This is a genomic window from Ruegeria sp. CDSB136, from assembly GCF_059610965.1.
The window spans coordinates 84,834-105,705 of the sequence record NZ_JBXWOP010000009.1; the positions used below are offsets into that span (position 1 = coordinate 84,834).

The 20,872-nt window shown below is 59.2% G+C and carries 22 protein-coding genes; 9 read left to right on the top strand and 13 right to left on the bottom strand.

Translation table 11 applies throughout. The annotated features are described in order from the left end of the window. Positions 1 to 21: 21 nt before the first annotated feature. The 6 genes from AC2FIR_RS11415 to AC2FIR_RS11440 form a co-directional block, all read right to left on the bottom strand. The gene (locus tag AC2FIR_RS11415) at positions 22 to 489 is read right to left on the bottom strand and encodes an Hsp20 family protein (RefSeq protein WP_480490818.1); all 468 of its coding nucleotides are present in this window, start codon (positions 487 to 489) and stop codon (positions 22 to 24) included. Positions 490 to 613: 124 nt separating this feature from the next. Next, a complete protein-coding gene (locus tag AC2FIR_RS11420) occupies positions 614 to 1,432 on the bottom strand; it encodes a trypsin-like serine peptidase (RefSeq protein ID WP_496762372.1) in 819 nt (272 codons plus the stop codon). Next, positions 1,429 to 2,214 (bottom strand): trypsin-like serine peptidase, encoded by a 786-nt coding sequence (locus AC2FIR_RS11425; protein WP_321250447.1) that lies wholly within the window; start codon positions 2,212 to 2,214, stop codon positions 1,429 to 1,431. The genes AC2FIR_RS11420 and AC2FIR_RS11425 overlap by 4 nt, the downstream gene beginning before the upstream one ends. A gap of 116 nt (positions 2,215 to 2,330) precedes the next feature. Next, a complete protein-coding gene (gene glcF / locus AC2FIR_RS11430; RefSeq protein WP_170615566.1) occupies positions 2,331 to 3,656 on the bottom strand; it encodes a glycolate oxidase subunit GlcF in 1,326 nt (441 codons plus the stop codon). Between the two features lie 4 nt (positions 3,657 to 3,660). Then, complete coding sequence (locus tag AC2FIR_RS11435; RefSeq protein ID WP_496746764.1) at positions 3,661 to 4,788, bottom strand: FAD-binding protein; 1,128 nt, start codon at positions 4,786 to 4,788, stop codon at positions 3,661 to 3,663. A gap of 56 nt (positions 4,789 to 4,844) precedes the next feature. After that, entirely contained in the window at positions 4,845 to 6,284 is a 1,440-nt protein-coding gene (locus AC2FIR_RS11440) for an FAD-linked oxidase C-terminal domain-containing protein (RefSeq protein ID WP_496746765.1), read from the bottom strand. Between the two features lie 203 nt (positions 6,285 to 6,487). Here AC2FIR_RS11440 and AC2FIR_RS11445 point away from each other — a divergent pair, with 203 nt between their 5' ends. Next, a complete protein-coding gene (locus tag AC2FIR_RS11445) occupies positions 6,488 to 6,835 on the top strand; it encodes a hypothetical protein (RefSeq protein ID WP_170615572.1) in 348 nt (115 codons plus the stop codon). A gap of 3 nt (positions 6,836 to 6,838) precedes the next feature. On the opposite strand, the gene AC2FIR_RS11450 is transcribed toward AC2FIR_RS11445, so the two are convergent. From AC2FIR_RS11450 to AC2FIR_RS11465, 4 genes are all read right to left on the bottom strand, one after another. Further along, entirely contained in the window at positions 6,839 to 7,324 is a 486-nt protein-coding gene (locus AC2FIR_RS11450; RefSeq protein WP_170615574.1) for a flavodoxin family protein, read from the bottom strand. 1 nt (position 7,325) lies between these two features. Next, positions 7,326 to 7,796 carry a 23S rRNA (pseudouridine(1915)-N(3))-methyltransferase RlmH gene (gene rlmH, locus AC2FIR_RS11455; RefSeq protein ID WP_496746766.1) on the bottom strand — a complete coding sequence of 157 codons (471 nt, stop codon included), beginning with the start codon at positions 7,794 to 7,796 and terminating at the stop codon, positions 7,326 to 7,328. Positions 7,797 to 7,840: 44 nt separating this feature from the next. Then, positions 7,841 to 8,200, bottom strand: a complete 360-nt coding sequence (rsfS, locus tag AC2FIR_RS11460) for a ribosome silencing factor (protein WP_058276550.1) — start codon at positions 8,198 to 8,200, stop codon at positions 7,841 to 7,843. Positions 8,201 to 8,365: 165 nt separating this feature from the next. After that, a complete protein-coding gene (locus tag AC2FIR_RS11465) occupies positions 8,366 to 9,718 on the bottom strand; it encodes a mechanosensitive ion channel family protein (protein ID WP_480526650.1) in 1,353 nt (450 codons plus the stop codon). A 114-nt stretch (positions 9,719 to 9,832) separates the two neighbouring features. Between AC2FIR_RS11465 and AC2FIR_RS11470 the strand changes: the two genes are divergently transcribed. From AC2FIR_RS11470 to AC2FIR_RS11495, 6 genes are all read left to right on the top strand, one after another. Further along, positions 9,833 to 9,928: an isopropylmalate isomerase gene (locus tag AC2FIR_RS11470; protein ID WP_480441683.1), complete on the top strand. Its 96-nt coding sequence runs from the start codon at positions 9,833 to 9,835 to the stop codon at positions 9,926 to 9,928. Between the two features lie 43 nt (positions 9,929 to 9,971). Continuing rightward, entirely contained in the window at positions 9,972 to 11,375 is a 1,404-nt protein-coding gene (gene leuC / locus AC2FIR_RS11475) for a 3-isopropylmalate dehydratase large subunit (RefSeq protein ID WP_170681888.1), read from the top strand. Between the two features lie 38 nt (positions 11,376 to 11,413). Next, a complete protein-coding gene (locus AC2FIR_RS11480) occupies positions 11,414 to 11,965 on the top strand; it encodes an HdeD family acid-resistance protein (RefSeq protein ID WP_321250428.1) in 552 nt (183 codons plus the stop codon). Positions 11,966 to 12,007: 42 nt separating this feature from the next. Continuing rightward, complete coding sequence (gene leuD, locus AC2FIR_RS11485; RefSeq protein WP_496762374.1) at positions 12,008 to 12,613, top strand: 3-isopropylmalate dehydratase small subunit; 606 nt, start codon at positions 12,008 to 12,010, stop codon at positions 12,611 to 12,613. Positions 12,614 to 12,943: 330 nt separating this feature from the next. Further along, the gene (locus tag AC2FIR_RS11490) at positions 12,944 to 13,774 is read left to right on the top strand and encodes a hypothetical protein (RefSeq protein ID WP_170615584.1); all 831 of its coding nucleotides are present in this window, start codon (positions 12,944 to 12,946) and stop codon (positions 13,772 to 13,774) included. After that, on the top strand, positions 13,771 to 14,799 hold the full coding sequence (locus AC2FIR_RS11495) for an endonuclease/exonuclease/phosphatase family protein (protein WP_496762376.1): 1,029 nt from the start codon (positions 13,771 to 13,773) through the stop codon (positions 14,797 to 14,799). The genes AC2FIR_RS11490 and AC2FIR_RS11495 overlap by 4 nt, the downstream gene beginning before the upstream one ends. A 12-nt stretch (positions 14,800 to 14,811) precedes the next feature. Here the strand turns inward: AC2FIR_RS11495 and AC2FIR_RS11500 are convergent, their stop codons facing one another. After that, a complete protein-coding gene (locus tag AC2FIR_RS11500) occupies positions 14,812 to 15,711 on the bottom strand; it encodes a Rossmann-fold NAD(P)-binding domain-containing protein (protein ID WP_496762378.1) in 900 nt (299 codons plus the stop codon). An 83-nt stretch (positions 15,712 to 15,794) separates the two neighbouring features. On the opposite strand from AC2FIR_RS11500, the gene AC2FIR_RS11505 reads away from it, so the two are divergent. Continuing rightward, entirely contained in the window at positions 15,795 to 16,688 is an 894-nt protein-coding gene (locus tag AC2FIR_RS11505; RefSeq protein ID WP_480914920.1) for a LysR family transcriptional regulator, read from the top strand. Between the two features lie 4 nt (positions 16,689 to 16,692). Here the strand turns inward: AC2FIR_RS11505 and AC2FIR_RS11510 are convergent, their stop codons facing one another. Next, entirely contained in the window at positions 16,693 to 17,220 is a 528-nt protein-coding gene (locus AC2FIR_RS11510; RefSeq protein ID WP_496746771.1) for a redoxin domain-containing protein, read from the bottom strand. Between the two features lie 91 nt (positions 17,221 to 17,311). Here AC2FIR_RS11510 and leuB point away from each other — a divergent pair, with 91 nt between their 5' ends. Continuing rightward, positions 17,312 to 18,415 carry a 3-isopropylmalate dehydrogenase gene (leuB, locus tag AC2FIR_RS11515; protein ID WP_170615594.1) on the top strand — a complete coding sequence of 368 codons (1,104 nt, stop codon included), beginning with the start codon at positions 17,312 to 17,314 and terminating at the stop codon, positions 18,413 to 18,415. Positions 18,416 to 18,468: 53 nt separating this feature from the next. Here the strand turns inward: leuB and AC2FIR_RS11520 are convergent, their stop codons facing one another. Continuing rightward, complete coding sequence (locus AC2FIR_RS11520) at positions 18,469 to 20,649, bottom strand: transglycosylase domain-containing protein (protein WP_496746773.1); 2,181 nt, start codon at positions 20,647 to 20,649, stop codon at positions 18,469 to 18,471. Positions 20,650 to 20,872: the final 223 nt, after the last annotated feature.

Here is a 20,872-nt window from a genome sequence, read left to right on the forward strand (position 1 = left end):
GTCGCAGGATCTTAAAGCGCGTTAGTTCACGGCCTTGGCGTCAACCACATCCTTCTCGATGGCTTTCGCCGAAGAAATCTCGATCCGGCGCGGTTTCAGGGCCTCGGGCACTTCGCGTTTCAGGTCGATGTTCAGCATGCCGTTTTCATGGCTGGCGCCGGTGACACGGACATGGTCGGCCAGCGCAAAGCGGCGCTCGAACGCGCGCGTGGCGATGCCGCGGTGCAGGTAGCTGCGCTGTTTGTCTTCGGCGACTTTCTTACCGGCGACGATCAGCGCGTTTTCCTTCACTTCGACCGACAGGTCATCTTCCGAAAAACCGGCGACAGCGACGGAAATCCGATAGGTGTCGGCATCGGTTTTTTCGATGTTATAGGGCGGGTAGCTGGGCTGAGCCACGTCGTTGGTCAGAACGCGGTCCATCATGTCGGCGATCTGGTCGAAACCGATGGTGGCGCGGTGCAGCGGTGCAAAATCAAATGTACGCATGTGTCGTATCCTCATGTTTGAGCGATTCACGATTTGTTGCCCTCCGTTCGGACGGGCGGTGATGTTTCCCGAACCCCGTTGTGGCGATCCGGCACAATTCACATGGGTAGCGATTTCGCCGAGTTCAAGACCCGCCAGCACCGATGAATTTCGCACCAGAGCTGGACTTGCCCGATCCCACCTGCAACCGGCGGATCAAGGCCTTGGGTTGCGGCGCATCCCGCCGCATGATCGCCTTGAGTTCGGACACGACGCCGGCCAGTTCCATACCAAATCCGACCCTTTTTCCGTCATAGACTCCGACGGCGGACACCACGGACAGGATCTGCCAGCGCGGGCCATTTTTCGCCAGTATGGCCGAACCGGATGACCCAAAGGTAATATCGCAATCAAAGGTAATCAGACCCAGACGTCGTTCCAGAATTCGGCATGATCGTTCGCGCGTAATCGCCTCGGACCGGCCCAACCCGTATGAGGCAATGGTGATTTCCTTGTTGAGAATTTGCCCGCCATGCAAGGCGAAGGGATCGGCAATCGTGTAAGGGATTGGCTTTTCCAGACGCATGAGCGCGACGTCGGCGCGAACCGCTTCAGGCGAAAGCGGTTCATTCGCGCCATAGGCGGGATGGGCGGCGATCTGCACCACGTTGCGTTCGGCCAACGCCTTGCCGTTGCTCAGCCCGGCGCGGAAAACCACCTCGCCAGACCGGTAAGGTTTGCCGGTTTTCTTGTCCAGGGCGCAATGCGCTGCCGTCAGCACCAGGTCCTGCGCAATCAGCGTTCCGGTACAAAACGACCGCGACCCCACATCCAATCGTCCGACCGCTTCCCATCCATACAGATCATCGCGGTCCACCAGCGTGCGTTTGCTTGATGTCTGGGCGGATGCTGCACCGATCAGAACGGACTGGCAAAACAGGAAGAACAGCAGAAACCTGATCATGGCCTTACGAACCTTGCCCCGATGTTTTTGCCTGAATCACCGGTTTTAGAGCCGTATCCGCGCCCCGCCGACAGTTCTGCACGCAGCAATTGCAGCGCATCCTCAACCGCCGTACCGATCGCGACGCTCTTGCCGCCCATCATCGCCTTGGCCGCAACGACCGAGACAATGCGGGGACGATTACCAGCAAAGGAAAACACCGGCGCGCCTGAAGCGCCAAAATCCACGTCGCAGGACATCACCAGAACACCCCCCTGCCCGGTCACGACAGAACAAACCTCCTGCAGTGATGGCGCCTCGGCCCTGTCCTGTGCGTAGGACACAACACCCACTTCTTCGCCCTGCACAGGGCGTTCACCAGTTTCGAAAGGAATGACCGTTGTGTTCCGGACCGGCTGCCACAACTCGATCAGCGCGATATCATGCCGGACACGTTCTGACGGGGTTCCGCCGTCAAAACGGTATTCTGGGTGGATTACGACCTGCCGGGCAGCGCGGTACGCCGATGCGCGGCCCAGGCGCCAACCAGCGAGAAACTCGATCAACGCGGGGTCAATCCGACGGCGCGTCGATTTGTCGAAAAGGCAATGTGCTGCAGTCAGAACCAGTCCGGGTGCAATCAGTGTCCCGGTGCAAAAACCGGTACCGGCGATATCCAACCGCCCGACGGCCATCCACTCGCGCCCGGAATCCGAAGTCTCAAGGCTTTTCAGCCCCGTGTCCTGCGCCATGGCTGCCATTGGCAACACAGCAAACGCTATGGCCCTGATCCAGTTTCGCACGCATGTCTCCGGTATTGCTAAAGACAGTTTGTTACGCAAACGGTGCGGCGAAAATAGGGCGCAGGCCCAGTCGGGGTTTTTCCATCGCAATTGAGGCAGCGTTGCATCAACCGCGATTACTTCAGAATGGGTACGTCACCGCCGTCGGCTGTTCGGCTTTGTTGCAAGGCCCTGGGCATTGGGCCGCCAGTCGCCCAGTCCAGTAACTCGACCGTGTGCACGACGGGCGTACCTGTTCCCGACCCGATCTGCATCATGCACCCAATATTTCCGGCGGCGATCACATCGGGCTTTTTCGCTTCCAGTGTCCGCACTTTGCGTTGCCTGAGCTGGGCCGAAATTTCAGGCTGCAACAGGTTATAGGTTCCGGCGCTGCCACAGCACAGATGACTGTCAGCCGGCTCGGACACGGTGAAACCTGCGCGCTTCAGCAAATCCTTGGGGTAGGTTTTGATCTTTTGCCCGTGCTGCAGCGAACAGGCCGCGTGATACGCCACACTCATGCCCCGGTCATCACTTTCCGGAAGATCCAGCTGCATCAGAAGCTCGCTCACATCCATGGCAATTGCAGATATACGTTCCGCATCCGCAGCCAGCGCGTCGTTGCGGAACATGTGACCGTAATCCTTCACGGTGGTCCCGCAGCCCGATGTATTGATGACGATGGCATCCAACCCCTTGCTGTCCATCTCGCGCGTCCAGGCCCGGATGTTGGTCGCGGCAGAAGCGTGACTTTCGCGCGTCTTGCCCATGTGATGGGTCAACGCTCCACAGCAACCGGCGCCATCGGCGACCACGACCTCGCACCCCAATCTGGTCAACAGGCGGATTGTGGCGTCATTGATATCGGTGTTCAGCGCCTTTTGTGCGCAACCTGTCATCAACGCCACGCGCTTTTTGCGTTCGCCCTTGGACTCAAAGCACTGCGGATCATCGTTTCGGCTAACTGGCGGGATGTGTTTTGGTGCCATATCCAGCATTGCACGCAAACGCGCATCAGGCATCAGAAAGCGAAATGGCCGCCCCAGCTTTGCCCCGATCAAAGCCCACCTGAACCGCATCGGGTAAGGCAGGATCTGCGCCAGCATCCAGCGCAGTGCACGATCCATGAAGGGGCGCTTGTAGTTCGTATCGATATACTCGCGCGCGTGATCGACCAGATGCATGTAATGCACGCCCGACGGGCAAGTGGTCATGCAAGCCAGACAGGACAGACAACGGTCAATGTGTTTGACGGTCTTTTCGTCCGGAACGCGATTGTTCTCCAACATGTCCTTGATCAGGTAGATACGCCCGCGCGGGCTGTCCAGCTCATCCCCAAGAACCTGGTATGTCGGGCAGGTCGCAGTGCAAAAACCGCAATGCACGCAACTCCGCAGGATGTCGTTGGACCTTCGGATTGCGGGATCCTGCAACTGTTCTTCGGAAAAAGTTGTCTGCATTACCCTACCCCATCAGGCCCGGATTGAATAAACCCTTCGGGTCAAACCGCTGTCGCAATCCCTGCGTCAGCGCGGCCACCCCTGCAGGTTCGGGCTGAAAACGACCAAACCGTGCGATTTCAGCATCGTTGCCCCGAACAAGCGTGGAATGCCCCGGAACCTCGGCCAGCGCGGCCCGAAGATCGACCCCTTCGGGCGCAAGCGTCCAGATCAGCCCTCCGCCCCAATCCAGAAGATGAGTGCAGCCCGGCTGGTCTACGACGCGCAGCATGTCTGTCGGCTTGACGGACGTTTTCCAGACATTTCCCGCAGTGTCTGCGAAGGGCTCGACATCACGAACAGCCTTCCAGATCGCCTCGTTTTCCGCAGCGTCGGTCACTATTCGGTCGGGCTTTTGATGGTTGAACATTTCTGCCAGTTTGCCAACCCGATACGCAACTGAATCGCTGAACCCTTCAATACGAATGACCGTCTCGGACGTTGTTTGTTTCATCTGTGATCCGCCCGGCAGTCGCGCGGCACCCGTGACTTCGAAAGGGGACGCCAGCGCCTCGCTGAACAGTTTCAGGGATTGTGACCAGTCGCACCCGCTCCACACCAGAGTTGCCGAACTTTCCGAGCGCGGCAAAACTTTCAGCGAGACCTCGGTCAACACGCCAAGCGTCCCCCACGACCCGGCCAACAGCTTGACCAGATCGTATCCGGTAACGTTTTTCATCACCCGGCCACCGTTTCGGATCACTTGCCCCAAACCGTCGACATAGCGCACGCCCAAAAGAAAATCCCGACACGCCCCCGCCTGCACGCGGCGCGGCCCCGAGACATTGGCGGCAACCACGCCCCCTATTGTCGGCTCGCCTGTTGTGCCCATCAGCGCGCGATGATCCATCGGCTCGAACGCAAGCCTCTGGCCTTCGGCATCAAGCGCGGCATTGATATCCGCTACCGAAGTTCCGGCCCGGGCGACCAATGTCAGCGCACCCGGCTCATAGAGGGTGATCCCGCGCAATCCTGTCACACTCAGGTCCGCATCCGGCCCGGTCACACCTCGGGTACCTCCCCCGGCAATTCGCACCGGCTGCGCCAGCCCGGCCACCATTTCGGCCAATTCGGCCTCTGTTTCAGGTCTCATGTCTCTTCTTCTGTTCCAAAATCCTCGGGGCGATCGCGCGACGAGGGCAGTGCCCCCTACTCTGCAGCAATTCGGCGCGTCGCCGAAACATCCAGCGGAAACACCTTGGCCGGGTTCAGCAGCCAGTTCGGATCGAACACATCCTTGACCGCCATCTGCGCTTCAAGATCCTGCGCCCCGTATTGATGTGTCATCAGATCGCGCTTTTCGATGCCGACCCCGTGTTCGCCGGTCAGACATCCGCCGACATCGACGCACAGCTTCAGTATTTCGGCACCGAACGCTTCGCATTTCTCAAGATCGCCCGGTTTGTTGGCATCGAACAGGATCAGCGGGTGTATATTGCCGTCGCCTGCATGAAACACGTTGCCGACATGCAGTCCGAATTCCTCACTCATCTCGCCGATACGTCGCAGCACTTTTGGAAGCGATGAAACCGGGATCGTGCCGTCGAGACACATATAATCGTTCATCTGCCCCATCGCGCCAAAGGCCGATTTGCGCCCCAGCCAAATTCGGGCGCTTTCCTCGGCGGACTGGCTTTCGCGCAGTTCGACCGGGTTGTGACGTTTGGCGATCTCGACGATCTTGGACAACTGGCTGTCGATTTCTGCCTCGGATCCTTCGACCTCGACAATCAGCAGGGCTTCGCAATCCGGATACCCGGCTTTGGCAAAGTTCTCGCAGGCCTGAATGCACAGACGGTCCATGAATTCGATTGCCACCGGCAGAATGCCTGACTTTATTATGTCGGACACGCACTGCCCGGCGACTTCGTTATCGTCAAAACCCATCAGAACAGGCCGGGCGCCTTCCGGTTTGCGCAGGATGCGCAGCGTTGCCTCGGTCACGACACCCAATTGCCCTTCCGAGCCGCAGATGACGCCAAGCAGGTCCAGTCCGCCTGCATCCAGATGCGCACCGCCGATTTCGACCACGCTGCCGTCCATCATTACCATCTTCACGCCCAGCAGGTTGTTGGTCGTCACCCCATATTTCAGGCAATGCGCCCCACCCGAATTCATTGCGATATTACCGGCAATCGCGCAGGCCAGTTGCGATGAGGGGTCCGGGGCATAGAAGAAATCATTGTCTTCGACTGCACCGGTAACACTCAGGTTCGTTCGGCCCGTCTGCACCCGGATGAAGCGGTTGTCGTAGTCTACCTCCAGCACATCGTTCATACGGGCGACGCCCAGAATGACACAGTCGGCGGTTGGCAGGGCGCCTCCGGCCAGAGACGTCCCCGCACCACGCGGGACAACCGGCACGCCTTCCTGATGGCAAATACGCAGAACCTCCGAAACCTCTTGCGTGGTAGATGGCAGAACCACCAGCATCGGAGGGCACCTGTATGCCGTCAGGGCGTCGCATTCATAGGCCCGGGTTTCAGCCTGATCGTGAATGATCGCATCGCTTGGCAAAACCTGTTGCAGGCGCATTGTGATCCTGTGCTTTCGTGAAATCACGTCCGGATCAGGCAGTGGCATTTCCATGGCGAACCCTCCCTTTTGGTAAAATAATATTACCAAAAGGGAGGGCTGACAAGCATTCATCTGGTGGCCGCTTCGGCCCCACATGATCAGTACCGTCCAAACGCACGGTCACACCGATCAGCTCTTCACATTGCACTGACAACCGGTCAGACAGACACACAGACGTGATTAACAATCCGCTTACAAAACCGTAGCTTCGGACCATGCGATACCTGATTCTCAACCTTCTCCTTGCTGCGCCAGCCCTCGCCGACCCGCCCGTGATCGAAAATGTCTCGACCAGCAGCAACGGGGATACGTGGCGGTTTGATGTCACCATCCGTCACCCTGACACCGGCTGGGATCACTACGCGGATGGTTGGCGTATTCTCAACATGAACGGCGAACAGATTGGTATTCGCGTTCTGCACCATCCACACGAGACCGAGCAGCCTTTCACGCGATCCCTGAGCGGCATCACGATACCGGCGGGCACGTCGCAGGTTCAGGTGCAGGCCCGTTGCAGCGTGGACGGCTGGAACGCCGAGACGACAATCGTCCAGTTGAAGTGACGATCAGAACACACCCAGACTGAGGCCGGCGGCCATGGCTGCCCCAACTTCGGAGCATTTGTCCAGTTGGTCGGCCGGGATGGTCTTTTCGGCCAGTATAGCCTCGGACGTCTGGGCATGGGTGCAAACAATCAAAGGGGGCTGCACCTCTTTCAATCGCCATCCCGTCGCGATCCTTGCGATCTGACGGGCGGCATTTTGGCCATCTGACCCGGCGCATATCATTTGTGCATACGGACGGCCTTCGATTTTTCCCAAAACCGGATAGTAGCTGCGGTCGAAGAATTCTTTCATCTGACCCGAAATCGCCGCCAGATTCTCGGGTCCGCAGAAGATGTATCCATCGGCGCGCAGCAGGTCCTCGGGCTCAGCCTGACAGGCGGTTTTCAACACCACATCTGCCTCAGCCCGCCCCGCCTCTGCCGCAGCCTCGGCCATCTGGCGGCTACCGCCGGTGCGTGAATGATAGATGATCAGAAGCTGTGCCATGTCAGACCCGGTGATAGGGGCCGCCCGACAGAATAGTTGCGGCCCGGTAGAGTTGTTCGGCCAACATCACACGGACCAACATGTGAGGCCAGACCATCGACCCAAAGGAAATGGAAAAGTCGGCCTCGGCGCGCAGACCCGGATCTATTCCGTCCGCCCCGCCAATGATCAGCGCCAGATCCTGTCGCCCGGCATCCCGCCAGTTGCCCAGCTTCCGCGCAAAATCGGGAGAGGACAACACCTGTCCCCGCTCATCCATTGTACAGATTACAGCCCCTTTGGGCAGTGCCTTGCGCAGAAGCGCGCCCTCGGCGCCCATACCGGCGTTTTTCTTATCTTCAACCTCGATCACCCGCGCAGGACCAAGGCCCAGCGCACGGCCGGTCCGGTCAAATCGGGTAAGATAATCGTCAAGCAGGGTCTTCTCCGGTCCGGCGCGCAATCGCCCGACCGCAACTATACTGATACGCATGTCTCTCTAGCCTCCGGCCAGTTAATGCAGGCCGGGATGGCGCCTCAGTTCGCCGAGGCGCTGCCGCCCTGAGGCAGCCACATCTTTTCCAGCTGGTAGAATTCACGCACTTCGGGACGGAAGATATGGACGATCACGTCGCCCGTATCGATCAGCACCCAGTCGCCGGCATCCTTGCCTTCGACCTTCGAGGTGAAACCGAATTCCTGCTTGATGCGATCCGTCAGCTTTTCCGCCATGGCCGAGACCTGACGGGTCGACCGACCCGAGGCAATCACCATGTGATCCGCAACCGACGATTTGCCCTGCAGGTTGATCTGCACGACGTCTTCGGCCTTGTCATCGGAAAGTGAGGAAAGGATGCGTTCAAGCAGCTTGTCGCTGATTGACTGAGAGTGGGCCATTACGCTGGCACCATCATCGGCGGGCAAACCCGCCTGTGTATGTAGAGACAGGACATAGTCCTCCTTTGCTGCGCGCCGCCAAAACCCCGGCGCTGGGGTACTATTAAGGTAACAAGGGGAATGCAACATTTCAATGAATGGGCGATTTCAGGGCGCCCGGCCCTTTCACTCTTTCGAGAGTTGTTGCGCGTCTGCGTCGTCGGGAAGCAAGCGAACCTCACGCTGCGGGAAGGGTATTGTTATTCCCTCATCCTTGAACGCGTCCCATAGCGCCAGGTAGACATTGCCCCGGATATTCGTCAGCCCCTTGGTCGGGTCGCTGATCCAGAACCGCAACACGTAGTCCACGCTGCTGTCGCCAAAACCGGTGATGTGGCAGACAGGTTCGTGCGAGCCGCCGCTCAGCACCCGGGCCACCGTTTTAACGGACCGGATGGCCGTGGCACGTACCTTGTGTGGGTCATCGCCATAGCTGGTGCCGAACTTCAGATCCAGCCGAACGAACTTGTCAGAATGCGACCAGTTCACCACCTGATTGGTGATCAGATCCTCATTCGGGATCAGATATTCGCGCCCATCTCGAGTGACGACCGAAACATAACGCGCGCCCAGCGCATTGATCCAGCCGAACGTGTCGCCCAGCGATATGACATCGCCGGGTTTGATCGACCGGTCCATCAGGATGATGATCCCGGAAATCAAGTTCGACACCACTTTCTGAAGCCCGAAACCGATGCCGACACCGATCGCACCGGACAACAGCGCGATCCCCGTCAGGTCGAAGCCAAGCGTGCGGATCGCGGCCATGAAAACCGCGCCGTAAAGCAGCACCTGAATGCCCTTGGCCAGCAACACCTGCATCGAGGGCGTAATGTCGTCGTTGCTTTTCAGCCCGCGCTCGGCCGCGCGCGTTCCAAGCCGGGCCAGCGTCAGCAGGATGCCGATCAGCAGGACAGCCTTGATGATCCCAAGCGCCGAGATATGCAGATCGCCGATGGAAATCGCCACCCCGTCCAGGAACCCGGCCACATCATCGGTCAACCCCAGGGCAATCAGCGTTGCGTAGACCCACATGGACCACTTGAATATCTGCCGCAGCGTTCGGTTCCGCACCAGCCGCGAGACCAGCGCGATGGCCAGCCAGGCCAGGCCCAATGTGGCAAAAACACCGATGATGTAACTGCGCGAGGGCCATGTCGCCTGCTGCATCCCCCAGTAAAGTCCCCAGGACAGCAGCGTGAAATATACGAGCGTCAGGCGCCGCATCAGTTGGACCAGAATGCGCAGTCGCCATTTCGGCCAGCCGGAGCGCGCGCGGGCCCAGGCCTCCCACCGGCTCTGTGTCAGCAGTTTCAGCAGGAACGCCAACAACCACAGGAACAGGATGATGACGAGTTGGTACTGCCTCCAGCCCGGCGTGACGATCAATTCGATCAGATTTTCAAGCTGTTCTGAAAAAGCCGCCGTCATGTTCGCGTAAAGCTCGGACAGCGTTTCCGGTAGCAAATCCTGGTTCATGCCCGCCAGATTGGCGATCTGTGCGAGGCGATGCAAGCCCGCACGCGAACTGCACCGGTATTGAACCTTGATTGACGTGAGTGGCCGTTATATCTGAACCGCATGAGACTCAATGTGGCCCAACTTCAGAATCTGGAAGACCGCGCGCGTCTGCGTGAACGGTTCTACGGGGCTGCCCGCACGGTCCTGGCGCGCCTATCGGCCGCCTGAGCCAACTCGCCAGCTATTTCTCATTACTTACGGGAGAGGACCGATGTCCCCCAAAACACTCTATGACAAGATCTGGGATGCCCATGTCGCGCACGAAGCCGATGATGGCACCAGCCTGCTGTATATCGACCGCCACCTGGTGCACGAAGTCACCAGCCCGCAGGCGTTCGAAGGCCTGCGCATGGCCGGCCGCAAGGTCCGCGCGCCGGAAAAGACCATTGCCGTGCCGGATCACAACGTTCCCACCACGCCGGATCGCGTAAACGGGATCGAAAACCCCGAATCGCGCATTCAGGTCGAAGCGCTGGACAAGAACGCCAAGGATTTCGGCATTCACTACTACCCGGTGAATGACGTTCGTCAGGGCATCGTGCACATCGTCGGCCCGGAGCAGGGCTGGACCCTGCCCGGCATGACCGTCGTCTGTGGCGACAGCCACACCGCCACCCACGGCGCGTTTGGCGCTCTGGCCCACGGTATCGGTACGTCTGAGGTCGAGCATGTTCTGGCCACGCAGACACTGATCCAGAAGAAGTCCAAGAATATGAAGGTGGAAATCACCGGCAAATTGCAGCCGGGCGTAACCGCCAAGGACATCACGCTGGCCGTGATCGGTGAGACCGGCACCGCCGGCGGCACCGGCTATGTCATTGAATATTGCGGCGAAGCGATCCGCGATCTGTCGATGGAAGGCCGCATGACCGTCTGCAACATGGCCATCGAAGGCGGTGCCCGTGCTGGCCTGATCGCACCTGATGAGACCACCTTTGAATATGTCAAAGGCCGCCCGCACGCCCCTAAAGGCGCGCAGTGGGAAGCCGCGATGGACTGGTGGAAGACGCTCTACACCGATGAAGGCGCGCATTTCGACAAGGTCGTCACCCTGCGTGGCGAAGACATCGCGCCGGTCGTGACCTGGGGCACCAGCCCCGAGGACGTTCTGCCGATCACCGCAACCGTGCCCCACCCCGAGGATTTCGAGGGCGGCAAGGTCGATGCAGCCCGCCGTTCGATCGAGTACATGGGCCTGACAGCCGGTCAGAAACTGAGCGATGTGGAAATCGACACCGTCTTCATCGGCTCGTGCACCAATGGCCGAATCGAAGATCTGCGGGCCGCCGCCGCGATCCTGAAAGGCAAGAAGATCAAGGACGGCATGCGCGCGATGGTCGTGCCCGGCTCGGGTCTGGTCCGTGCTCAGGCCGAGGAAGAAGGTCTGGCAGACATCTTCAAAGAGGCCGGTTTCGAATGGCGTCTGGCGGGATGCTCGATGTGTCTGGCGATGAACCCCGATCAGTTGCAACCGGGCGAGCGCTGCGCCGCGACTTCGAACCGCAATTTCGAGGGTCGTCAGGGCCGTGGTGGGCGCACCCATCTGCTGAGCCCGGCAATGGCTGCCGCAGCGGCAATCACAGGACGGCTGACAGACGTCCGTGAACTGATGTAAGCTACCCTCATATCTAGATATTTGAGGGAGAGACTGAAATGAGTGATTGGGTCAAATGGCTCCTGCTGGGGCTGCTGTCCATAGCGTTCGGCGTCTTTGTGCTGGGCGCGCCTTATGTGGCGTCGATTGCCGTCACTTTGGTTACGGGTGTGCTGTTGCTGATCTCCGGCGTGCTGCAGGTTGCCGGGGGGTTTTCGGTCGAAGGAACGGGTAACAAGATCCTGTCCTTCATCATGGGGGCCGTGATGCTGTTCCTGGGTTGGTCCTTTCTGGGCAACCCGCTGGAAGGTACGCTGACGCTGGCAACGGTTGTTCTGATCCTGTTCATGGCAGGCGGGATTGCCCGAATCATCCTTTCATTTCAGATGCGCGGAACGTCATTTTTCTGGCCGACCCTGATTTCGGGGATCTTGTCGATCATCCTGGCAGGCATCATCTGGTCTTATGCGGCTGCGGAACCAACGGTTCTGCTGCGGTTGCTGGGCATCCTGCTTGGCATCGAGATGCTGTTCAACGGGTTCGGTCTGGTCTTCATGGCGCTCTTCGTCAAAGGCGCACCTAACGAAACGACAGAAGCGAAAGAAGCTTAAACGCGGGGCATGGGCGCGGCCCTCTCCCGCAGGAGTGTGAACATGGAAAAGTTTGAAAAAGTCCGAGGGGTGGCCGCCCCAATGCCGCTGATCAATATCGACACCGATATGATCATTCCGAAAGTACATCTGAAAACCATCAAACGGTCCGGCCTTGGCGTCGTGCTGTTTGACGAGATGCGTTATCACGATCATGGCGGCGAGAACGAAGGCTTCGTCCTGAACAAGCCCGCCTACCGCAACACCGAAATTCTGGTGGCCGGTGACAATTTCGGCTGCGGCTCGTCGCGTGAACATGCGCCCTGGGCGATCAGGGATTTCGGCATCAAGGTCGTGATCTCGACCAGCTTCGCCGACATCTTCTTCAACAACTGCTTCAAGAACGGCATCCTGCCCATCGTGGTCGAGGCAGAGCATCACGCGATCCTGATGGAAGATGCACACAAGGGCGAAAACGCCCGCATGACCGTGCATCTGGAAGATCAGCAGATCACCACCTCGGACGGCGTTGTCATCGAGTTCGAAATTGACCCGCACCGCAAGCATTGCCTGCTGAACGGTCTGGACGATATCGGCCTGACGATGGAAAAAGACCATCACATCGACAAATTCGAGGAACATGCCAGCCAGTCCCGCCCCTGGGTCTGATTCTGGAAACGAATCTGGGGATACTCAACCTGACGGGGTCGCCAAGGCGGCCCCGCTCGCATTCTTGGGGTTGAAAACGCGCGGCCCACAACATGTAGGTATCAATTTGACATACACGTCGGATTTGCGTCAAAAATGATGCAATCCCGCACCAGTTGCGCCATCATTTTGCCTGAAAGCACGTGTTTTCTGCCCCTTGGCTTGAGCTGATTGACCGGTTTTGTTCATCTTGCATCAAAACAGGCATCCGCCGATGACTCACTCGGCAGGCACAAGTTGGAATGAAGTCGGCACAGAACTGACTAGTCCAGTTTGAAAGGGTTCGGAATATTGATTGCGCGCACAACCGGGGCGGCGATACGTGGAATACTGGTGGCACTGATGGTGCTTACCCCTGCGTTATATCTGCCGATATCTTCGACGAACGGAACCGAGATTGTCGTCTTTCTCGCGATCCTCGCGTTTTTCCTGACCTTTGCAGAATACAACTCTGCCTTCCCCAGTTTCATTGAATTCCGTGATGCACCGCCGGTAAACCGGCTGCGCTTTGTCGGATTGCTGTCGATGGTCACGTTTCTGACGCTGATCTGCAAAAACATGTACGCCCCGACCGAGCTGACACGCGCGGTCTATTCCATGGGCCTCGCTGTAGCCAACGTGGCTGACTTTCCATATTCACCGGTTCGGCTGATCGTTCTGATGCTTCCTGCTGACGCCGGGCAGTCGATGATCGAACTGGTTCGGGCGACCGCCAGTGTGGCCTATGTCGCGGCCCTGGTGACAATTGCAAGCTTTGCTTATGCCGTGAAGCTGCGCGGCTGGCCGACAGGAAACGGCGCGTTCAATGTCTGGACCAATCTGCCGCTGTTTGACCCGACCAAGGGCGGTGACGTCGTCACCCGCCTGCAGCGCGATGGCCGACTGAATATCTCGATCGGTATCCTTCTGCCGTTCCTGATTCCCGCGCTGATCAAGCTATTGACCGATTTTGCCAATCCCATCTCGCTCAGCAATCCGCAGACGCTGATCTGGACCATGTGTGCGTGGGCCTTCCTGCCTGCCAGCATGATCATGCGGGGGATGGCGACCCTGCGCATTGCCGGGCTGATCGTCGAAAAGCGCCGCGCATACTCCACAGCCGAGTCAACGCAGACTGCATGATCCGCGCCCTTGTCCTGTTGTTGCTGCCCTTCGCAGCGCAGGCAGAGACGGTGCGCGTCGCGACTTTCAACACAGAACTCAGCCGGGAAGGTCCGGGCCTTTTGCTGCGCGACATAGAGCGGGGTGACGATCAGGTTCAGGCAGTGGTCGAGGTTCTGGGCGCGGTTCGCCCCGACATCGTGGCTTTGCAAGGTATCGACTGGGATCTGGACGGCCTGACCCTGACTGCGTTCACCGAACAATTGCGCATCCAAGGCCTCGACTACCCCCATAGTTATTCGGTACTGCCCAATTCCGGACTGGAAGCGGAGGTCGATCTGGATGGAGATGGCGAAACGCAAGGACCCGGCGATGCACAAGGCTGGGGGCGTTTCACGGGGCACGGCGGGCTCGCAGTCTTGTCACGATACAAGATCATTCAGTCCGAGACGCTGGATTTCTCTGCGCTGCTGTGGCGCGATTTGCCAGGGGCGCAACTGCCACAACAGGCAGGAAGGCCATTTCCCTCAGCTCAGGCGCAAGACGTGCAACGCCTGTCATCAACCGGTCACTGGGTCGTGCCAGTCGACACCCCGATCGGCAAACTGCGCCTTTTCACGTTTCATGCCACGCCACCTGTCTTCGACGGCCCTGAAGACCGCAACGGATTGCGCAACCGCGATGAGCTTCGGTTCTGGTCACTGCTTCTGGACGGGCATTTGGGACCGGCACCGACCGCCCCGTTTGTCATTGCCGGGGACGCCAATCTGGACCCCGGAGGTGGCGAGGGTCATCGCGACGAAATCCGGAAACTGCTGGCCGATCCACGCTTGCAGGACCCGATCCCTCGCAATAGTGAGGGTGACACCAACACAGTTCGCTGGAAAGGGGTCGGCGAACTGCGGGTAGACTATGTGTTGCCATCCTCGGATCTGACGGTTGCAGGGTCGGGGATGTTCTGGCCACCAGAAGACTCGGCCCTTCGCAAAACCGCAGAACGCGCCAGCAGGCACAGGTTGGTCTGGGTCGACCTGACTGCGCCCTGAGGCGTGCGCCCGTCAGGCGCCGACTGCGTGCGATGACGGGGATTGCGATACACGAAACTCTGGCGATGCATTACGCAATGCAACATCCAGATCAGTTTGCGGAATCCGCCCAAGCAAGTCGCGCAGCGCAGTTCCATCCAGACTGTGCGGCACATTCCAAAGATACCGCATCTCAATCAGATGCGGCGCCAGCCGCCAGAACGGGCGGGCCAAATATATGGGCCACCACCGCATCGGCTTCACAAGGACCTGAGTTCCGGTCACACGCGACAGTGCCTTCGCCAGTTCCGAACCGGTCAGCGTATACCCCTTAAAGGACACATCACAGAACCTGGGCAGGCTGGCCCTGCGTTCCGCCAGCTCTACCGCGGTTCTTGCAAGATCCGGCAGATAGGCCCAGGAATGCGGAATGTCCGGATCACCCGGATAGGTGATCCAACCCCTTTGCAATGGCTTGGCAATAACCTGATCGAACCAGTTTCCGGAGGCACAGGTATCTATGAAATCACCTGCCCGCAGGATGATCGTGCGAACCGGTGAAGAACGGTAAGCGTCTTCCATCTCGGCCCGAATACGACCCAAGGGGTTCGTTGCCCCATGCGGTGCGTCCGCAGACCATGGCCCTGGCGCGTTGGCGTCAAAAACATAGACGTTTCCGGGCACGACAACTGTGGCGCCTGTTTCCGTTGCGGCGGAAATCACCTGTTTGTGCAGTTTTGGAACCTGTCTTTCCCAATCCGGATATTGCGGGTTCCACGCGTTGACGATCACATCCACGCCTTGGGCTTCCGCCTGCAAACTCTGAGTTTTGCGGTCGAAGGTGCGGACCTGCCAGCCCGCATCTTGAAACGCTGCCTTTGCATTTCGGCCGAACCGGCCTGTGGACCCCAGTATGAGAACGGTATTTGTCATGGCTTCCTCCTGTCAGAGCCAAGATATCCATTCACATCACATGGGGAATTGCCGAAAACAACAGATCATGTATTCATCAGTGAATGGATAAATCCCTCACCCACTCAGACTGGTCGCTGATTCAAAGCTTTTTGTCAGTGGCGGAAACCGGCTCTCTCTCGGCTGCGGCGCGTCAGCTCAATCGCAGCCAGCCAACACTCGGGCGGCAGATCCAGACCCTGGAAACCGATTTGGGTGTATCCCTGTTCGAGCGGCATGCAAGAGGCCTGCGCCTTAGCGATGCAGGTGCTCAGCTTTTGCCGATGGCCCAGCAGATGCATGCTGCCATGAACGCCTTCAATCTGACTGCGGCCGGGCAATCGACGCAATTGGAAGGGTCGGTCCGCATTACGGCTTCGGTCTTTGCCTCGCATCACCTTCTGCCGCCAATTCTGGCCCAGATCCGCATACAGGAGCCATCCATACAGCTTGAGCTGGTTGCCACGGACGCCAGCGAAAACCTGCTGTATCGCGAGGCAGACATCGCCGTGCGCATGTACAGGCCCGAACAGGTGGACATTGTATCCCGTTATCTCGGGGACGTGCCGCTTTGTTTCTGTGCTGCCCGCTCGTATCTGGATCGGGCCGGCCGCCCTCAAAACCCCGAGGACCTGTTCCGGCATGATCTGGTCGGATTTGACGCCAACGAACAGATCATCACCGAGATGCGCAACAAGGGTTGGCCCGCCAATCGGGACAACTTTGCCACAAGATGCGATCTGCAAAGCGCCTATTGGGAATTGATCCGCGCCGGCTGCGGCATCGGTTTCAGCCAGGTGCAGGTGGCTGAAGCGGATCCGGATGTCGAGATTCTGCCGCTGGACGTGGAGATTCCGGTATTGCCGGTGTGGCTGGCCGCCCCTCAGGCGATGCGACAGACACCGCGCATTCGCAGGGTCTGGGACCTGTTGGCCGAAGGTTTGCGGGCCAGCCTGTAAGCGATCAGAGCGCCCCTGTGTAGGTACCGCGCGGCGGATAGCTGTTGTCGAGCGCGTATTTGATACCGCCTTTCATGTCCGAAACCGACGGCCGGCCAAATGGGGTCGATTGCAGCCATGCGAAATACAGCGTCCGGTCCGGGGCAATATAGAAATGCCCGGGCTCGGCGAAAAATGCGGCCTCGGCGGTGCCTTCGCGCCCTTTTGACATATACAAACCCCAGTCATCTCGTGCCGCAGGCAGCGGCAGGCTGTGCCCGACCCTTAGCCGCGAGGTGCCTGCTTTTCCAACAGTTTCAGCCGCCCGCTCGGCCGTGTCTGTGCTCAGCATGATCACTTCGACACCAAGCGCAGCGAAGTCATCCAGCGCAGCTTCCACCTCGCCCATCTGCCGGATACAGATCGGGCAATGCAAACCGCGATACTGAATCACCAGTGTCCCGTTTTCGCCCTTGTCGGCTTCCAGATCGAACGTTCCCTGCCCCACGGTCTGGATTTTCAGATCAGGAACGGCGTTTCCCGGTATCAACATGTGTTTTCCTTCTGATTTGGCGGGTTCGTCTCATTGACCCGATGCGGCGCAGACGCTAGGGCCATTGCGACAAAACGCAAGGAGACCCTTCATGTCCAACCCCTCGCTCCTCATCCTGCCCGGAGACGGAATTGGCCCGGAAGTTATGGCCGAAGTGCGCAGAATCATCGACTGGTTCGGCGAAAACCGCGGCCTTCACTTTGACGTGAGCGAGGATCTGGTCGGCGGCGCGGCCTATGATGCGCACGGCAAGCCCCTGTCGGATGAGACTATGGCCAAGGCGCAGGAGGTCGACGCAGTTCTTCTGGGTGCCGTGGGTGGTCCGAAATACGATGATCTGGACTTCAGCCTGAAACCCGAACGCGGTCTGCTGCGCCTGCGCAAGGAGATGGACCTGTATTCCAACCTGCGCCCGGCACAATGCTTTGACGCATTGGCGGATTTCTCATCGCTGAAAAAGGACGTGGTCGCAGGCCTCGACATCATGATCGTGCGCGAGCTGACCTCGGGCGTCTACTTCGGCGAGCCGCGCGGCATTTTCGAAGAAGGCAACGAGCGTGTGGGCATCAACACCCAGCGCTATACCGAATCCGAAATCGAACGCGCCGCACGTTCGGCCTTTGAGCTGGCCATGCGCCGGAACAAGAAACTGTGCTCGATGGAGAAAGCCAACGTGATGGAATCGGGCATCCTGTGGCGCGAGGTCGTGACTCGCGTCGGCCAGGAATACCCCGAAGTCGAACTGAGCCATATGTATGCCGACAACGGTGCGATGCAGTTGGTTCGCGCACCCAAGCAGTTCGATGTAATCGTAACCGACAACCTGTTCGGCGACGTGCTGTCCGATTGCGCCGCGATGCTGACCGGTTCGCTGGGGATGCTGCCGTCGGCCAGCCTTGGCGCGCCGATGGCGAATGGCCGCCCCAAGGCGATGTATGAACCAGTGCATGGGTCAGCCCCGGACATCACCGGTCAGGGCAAAGCCAACCCGATTGCCTGTATCCTCAGCTTTGCCATGGCGCTGCGCTACAGCTTTGATCAGGGCGCCGAGGCCGACCGCCTTGAAGCCGCGATCGAGAAAGTTCTGGCCGACGGCGTGCGCACAGCCGATCTGCTGGCCGAAAAAGGGGTCGAGCCGGTCTCGACCACCGAAATGGGCGACGCCATTCTGGCCGCGCTGGACGCCAGCGTCTGAAAAACACCGAAGGCGGCGCGCAGGTCGCCGCCTTCCCCTTTTTTTGGCGCGGGTCAGTTCCCGCCAAAAATATCCTTCAGCAAGTTATCCACCGCTTTGGCAAAACCACCGGGTTTGCGTTTGGGATTTCTGGGTTTTGCCACCTGCTTGGGTTGCTCCGGCAGCATCATCGGCAATGGCGTGGGCGTCATCCCCTCGGTCACGCGCAGCATGGTTTCCCTCCATATCTCTGCGGGCAGACCGCCACCTGTCACTCCGGACAACGGCGTGTTGTCGTCATAACCCATCCAGACACCCGCCACATAGTCCGCCGTAAAGCCAATGAACCACGCATCGCGGGCCGCCTGCGTCGTGCCGGTCTTTCCTGCCACCTGCCAACCCGGCAGCTTCGCGCGTTGGCCGGTGCCTTCGGAAACGACACGCTCCATCATCCAGGTCAGTTGCCGGGCCGCGTCATCGCGGATCACACGCTCACCAATCCCTGTCGTCGTTACCATCACCGGCGTTTCATCGCCCAGCAGCTTGAGTTCCGTCAGACCGTACGGTTCAACTGCCGAGCCACCGTTCAGGATGCCGGCATATGCTCCCGTCATCTCGATCAGCGTGCTTTCCGACGCGCCCAGCGCCAGTGCAGGGCCCTGCGCAAGATCGCTGGCGATACCGAAACCGCTGGCAACCGTGCGAACGTTTTCCAGCCCGGAAATCTCGGCGACTTTCACTGCTGGTATATTCAGAGAATTCTTCAGCGCATCCGCCAGCGTGACCCGGCCATAATACTTCTTGGTATAGTTCTTGGGGCACCACTGCCCGGAACCGGGAATGTCGATGCAGTAGGGCTCGTCCACGACGATATCCAATGGGGAATACCCCAGTTCCAGCGCCGTAGCATAAACGAAGGGCTTGAACGAGGAACCGGTCTGGCGCAGCGCCTGGGTCGCCCGGTTGAACGCGCCCGATACACGGGTCTTGCGACCACCGACCATCGCGCGCACGGCGCCATCGGCGGACATCACAATGATCGCGGCTTGCGCCTTGGACCCGTCGCGCACTTTTTCCTGAAAAATGTACTGCAGCGCCTCTTCAGCCGATTTCTGCAGGCGCTGATCCAGGGTGGTGCGGATTACCACGTCCTCGGTCGTATTGCGCGTAAAGAACTCGGGCCCGCTGGCCATGACCCAGTCGGCGAAGTACCCACCTGCCCGCGCGGCGGCGGCTTCGGAAAGCTCTGCCGGGTTATTTCGCGCTGCAGATGCCTGAGAGGCTGTCAGGTAGCCCTGCGCCTCCATCAACCCGACCACAAGCCGTGCCCGGTCCTGCGAGCGTTGGAGATCGTTGGTGGGTGCAAACCGCGTCGGGGCGACCAGCAACCCGGCCAGCATCGCAGCCTGGGACGGATTGACCTCGGCCGCCGATATCCCGAAGTACCGCTGACTTGCGGCCTCAAACCCGCGCGCACCGGCGCCAAGGAAAGCGCGGTTCAGATAGATCGTGAGAATCTCATCCTTGGAGTATTTGACCTCCATCGCCATCGCGTAGATGGCTTCCTTGGCCTTGCGCCAGAGTGACCCCTGCCGGCAATCAGCTTCATATGCGGCCTCTGATTCCCATTCGCTTGGCACATAAGGCACACCCAGACACAACAGCTTGGCCGTCTGCTGCGTGATGGTCGACCCACCGTGGCCCGACAAGGGACCGCGCCCTTCACTCAGATTGATGCGAACCGCGCTGGCCACACCCCGTGGGCTGACACCGAAATGGCGATAGAACCGCTTGTCCTCGGTCGCCACAACGGCGTTTTTGAGATGGGGCGAGACAGTTCTGGCCGTTATCACCCCGCCAAACTGATCACCGCGCCAGGCAAAGACTTTGCCGTTGCGATCCAGCAGCGTGACCGAACCACGCGCACGACCGTCCAGCAGCGCATCAACATCCGGAAGCGTAGAATAAACCACGCCGACGGCCAACATCAGCAACAGCCCGACGATTGCGCCGACACGCCACGTCAGCCCCCAGAGCAGGCGGAAAACCCACCGGAACATGCGACGGAACACGCCGCCACCACCGCCGGTGCGCCGGGTTTTCTTTCGCCCAGTCCTGCGCGTCGCCGTCTTTCGGGCGTTTGATTTCTTGCCAGCGGGTTTTGCAGCCCGCTTGGTCGCCGTGGGCTTGCGGCCCTTCGACGGATACCTTTTTTCTGCGACCAGTGGCGGCTTTCGGCGCTTGGACTCAGTCATGCTCAAACTCTGCCCGATTGTGCTTTTGCGTCACCTTACCTTGGCAACGCGGTCATGTAGAGGTGTGAAATTCCGGTAATTTCCCTCTCAGATTCGCTTAAAATTTAAACATGTCGGAAATTTTGTGCAAAAAATGTGCAACTTTGCCCTGATTTCCCTCGCGTCCGGGCTGTCAGACCGTTTCCTATGACGCCCGCTCAGGCTCTTTTTCTGCAGGTGCAAA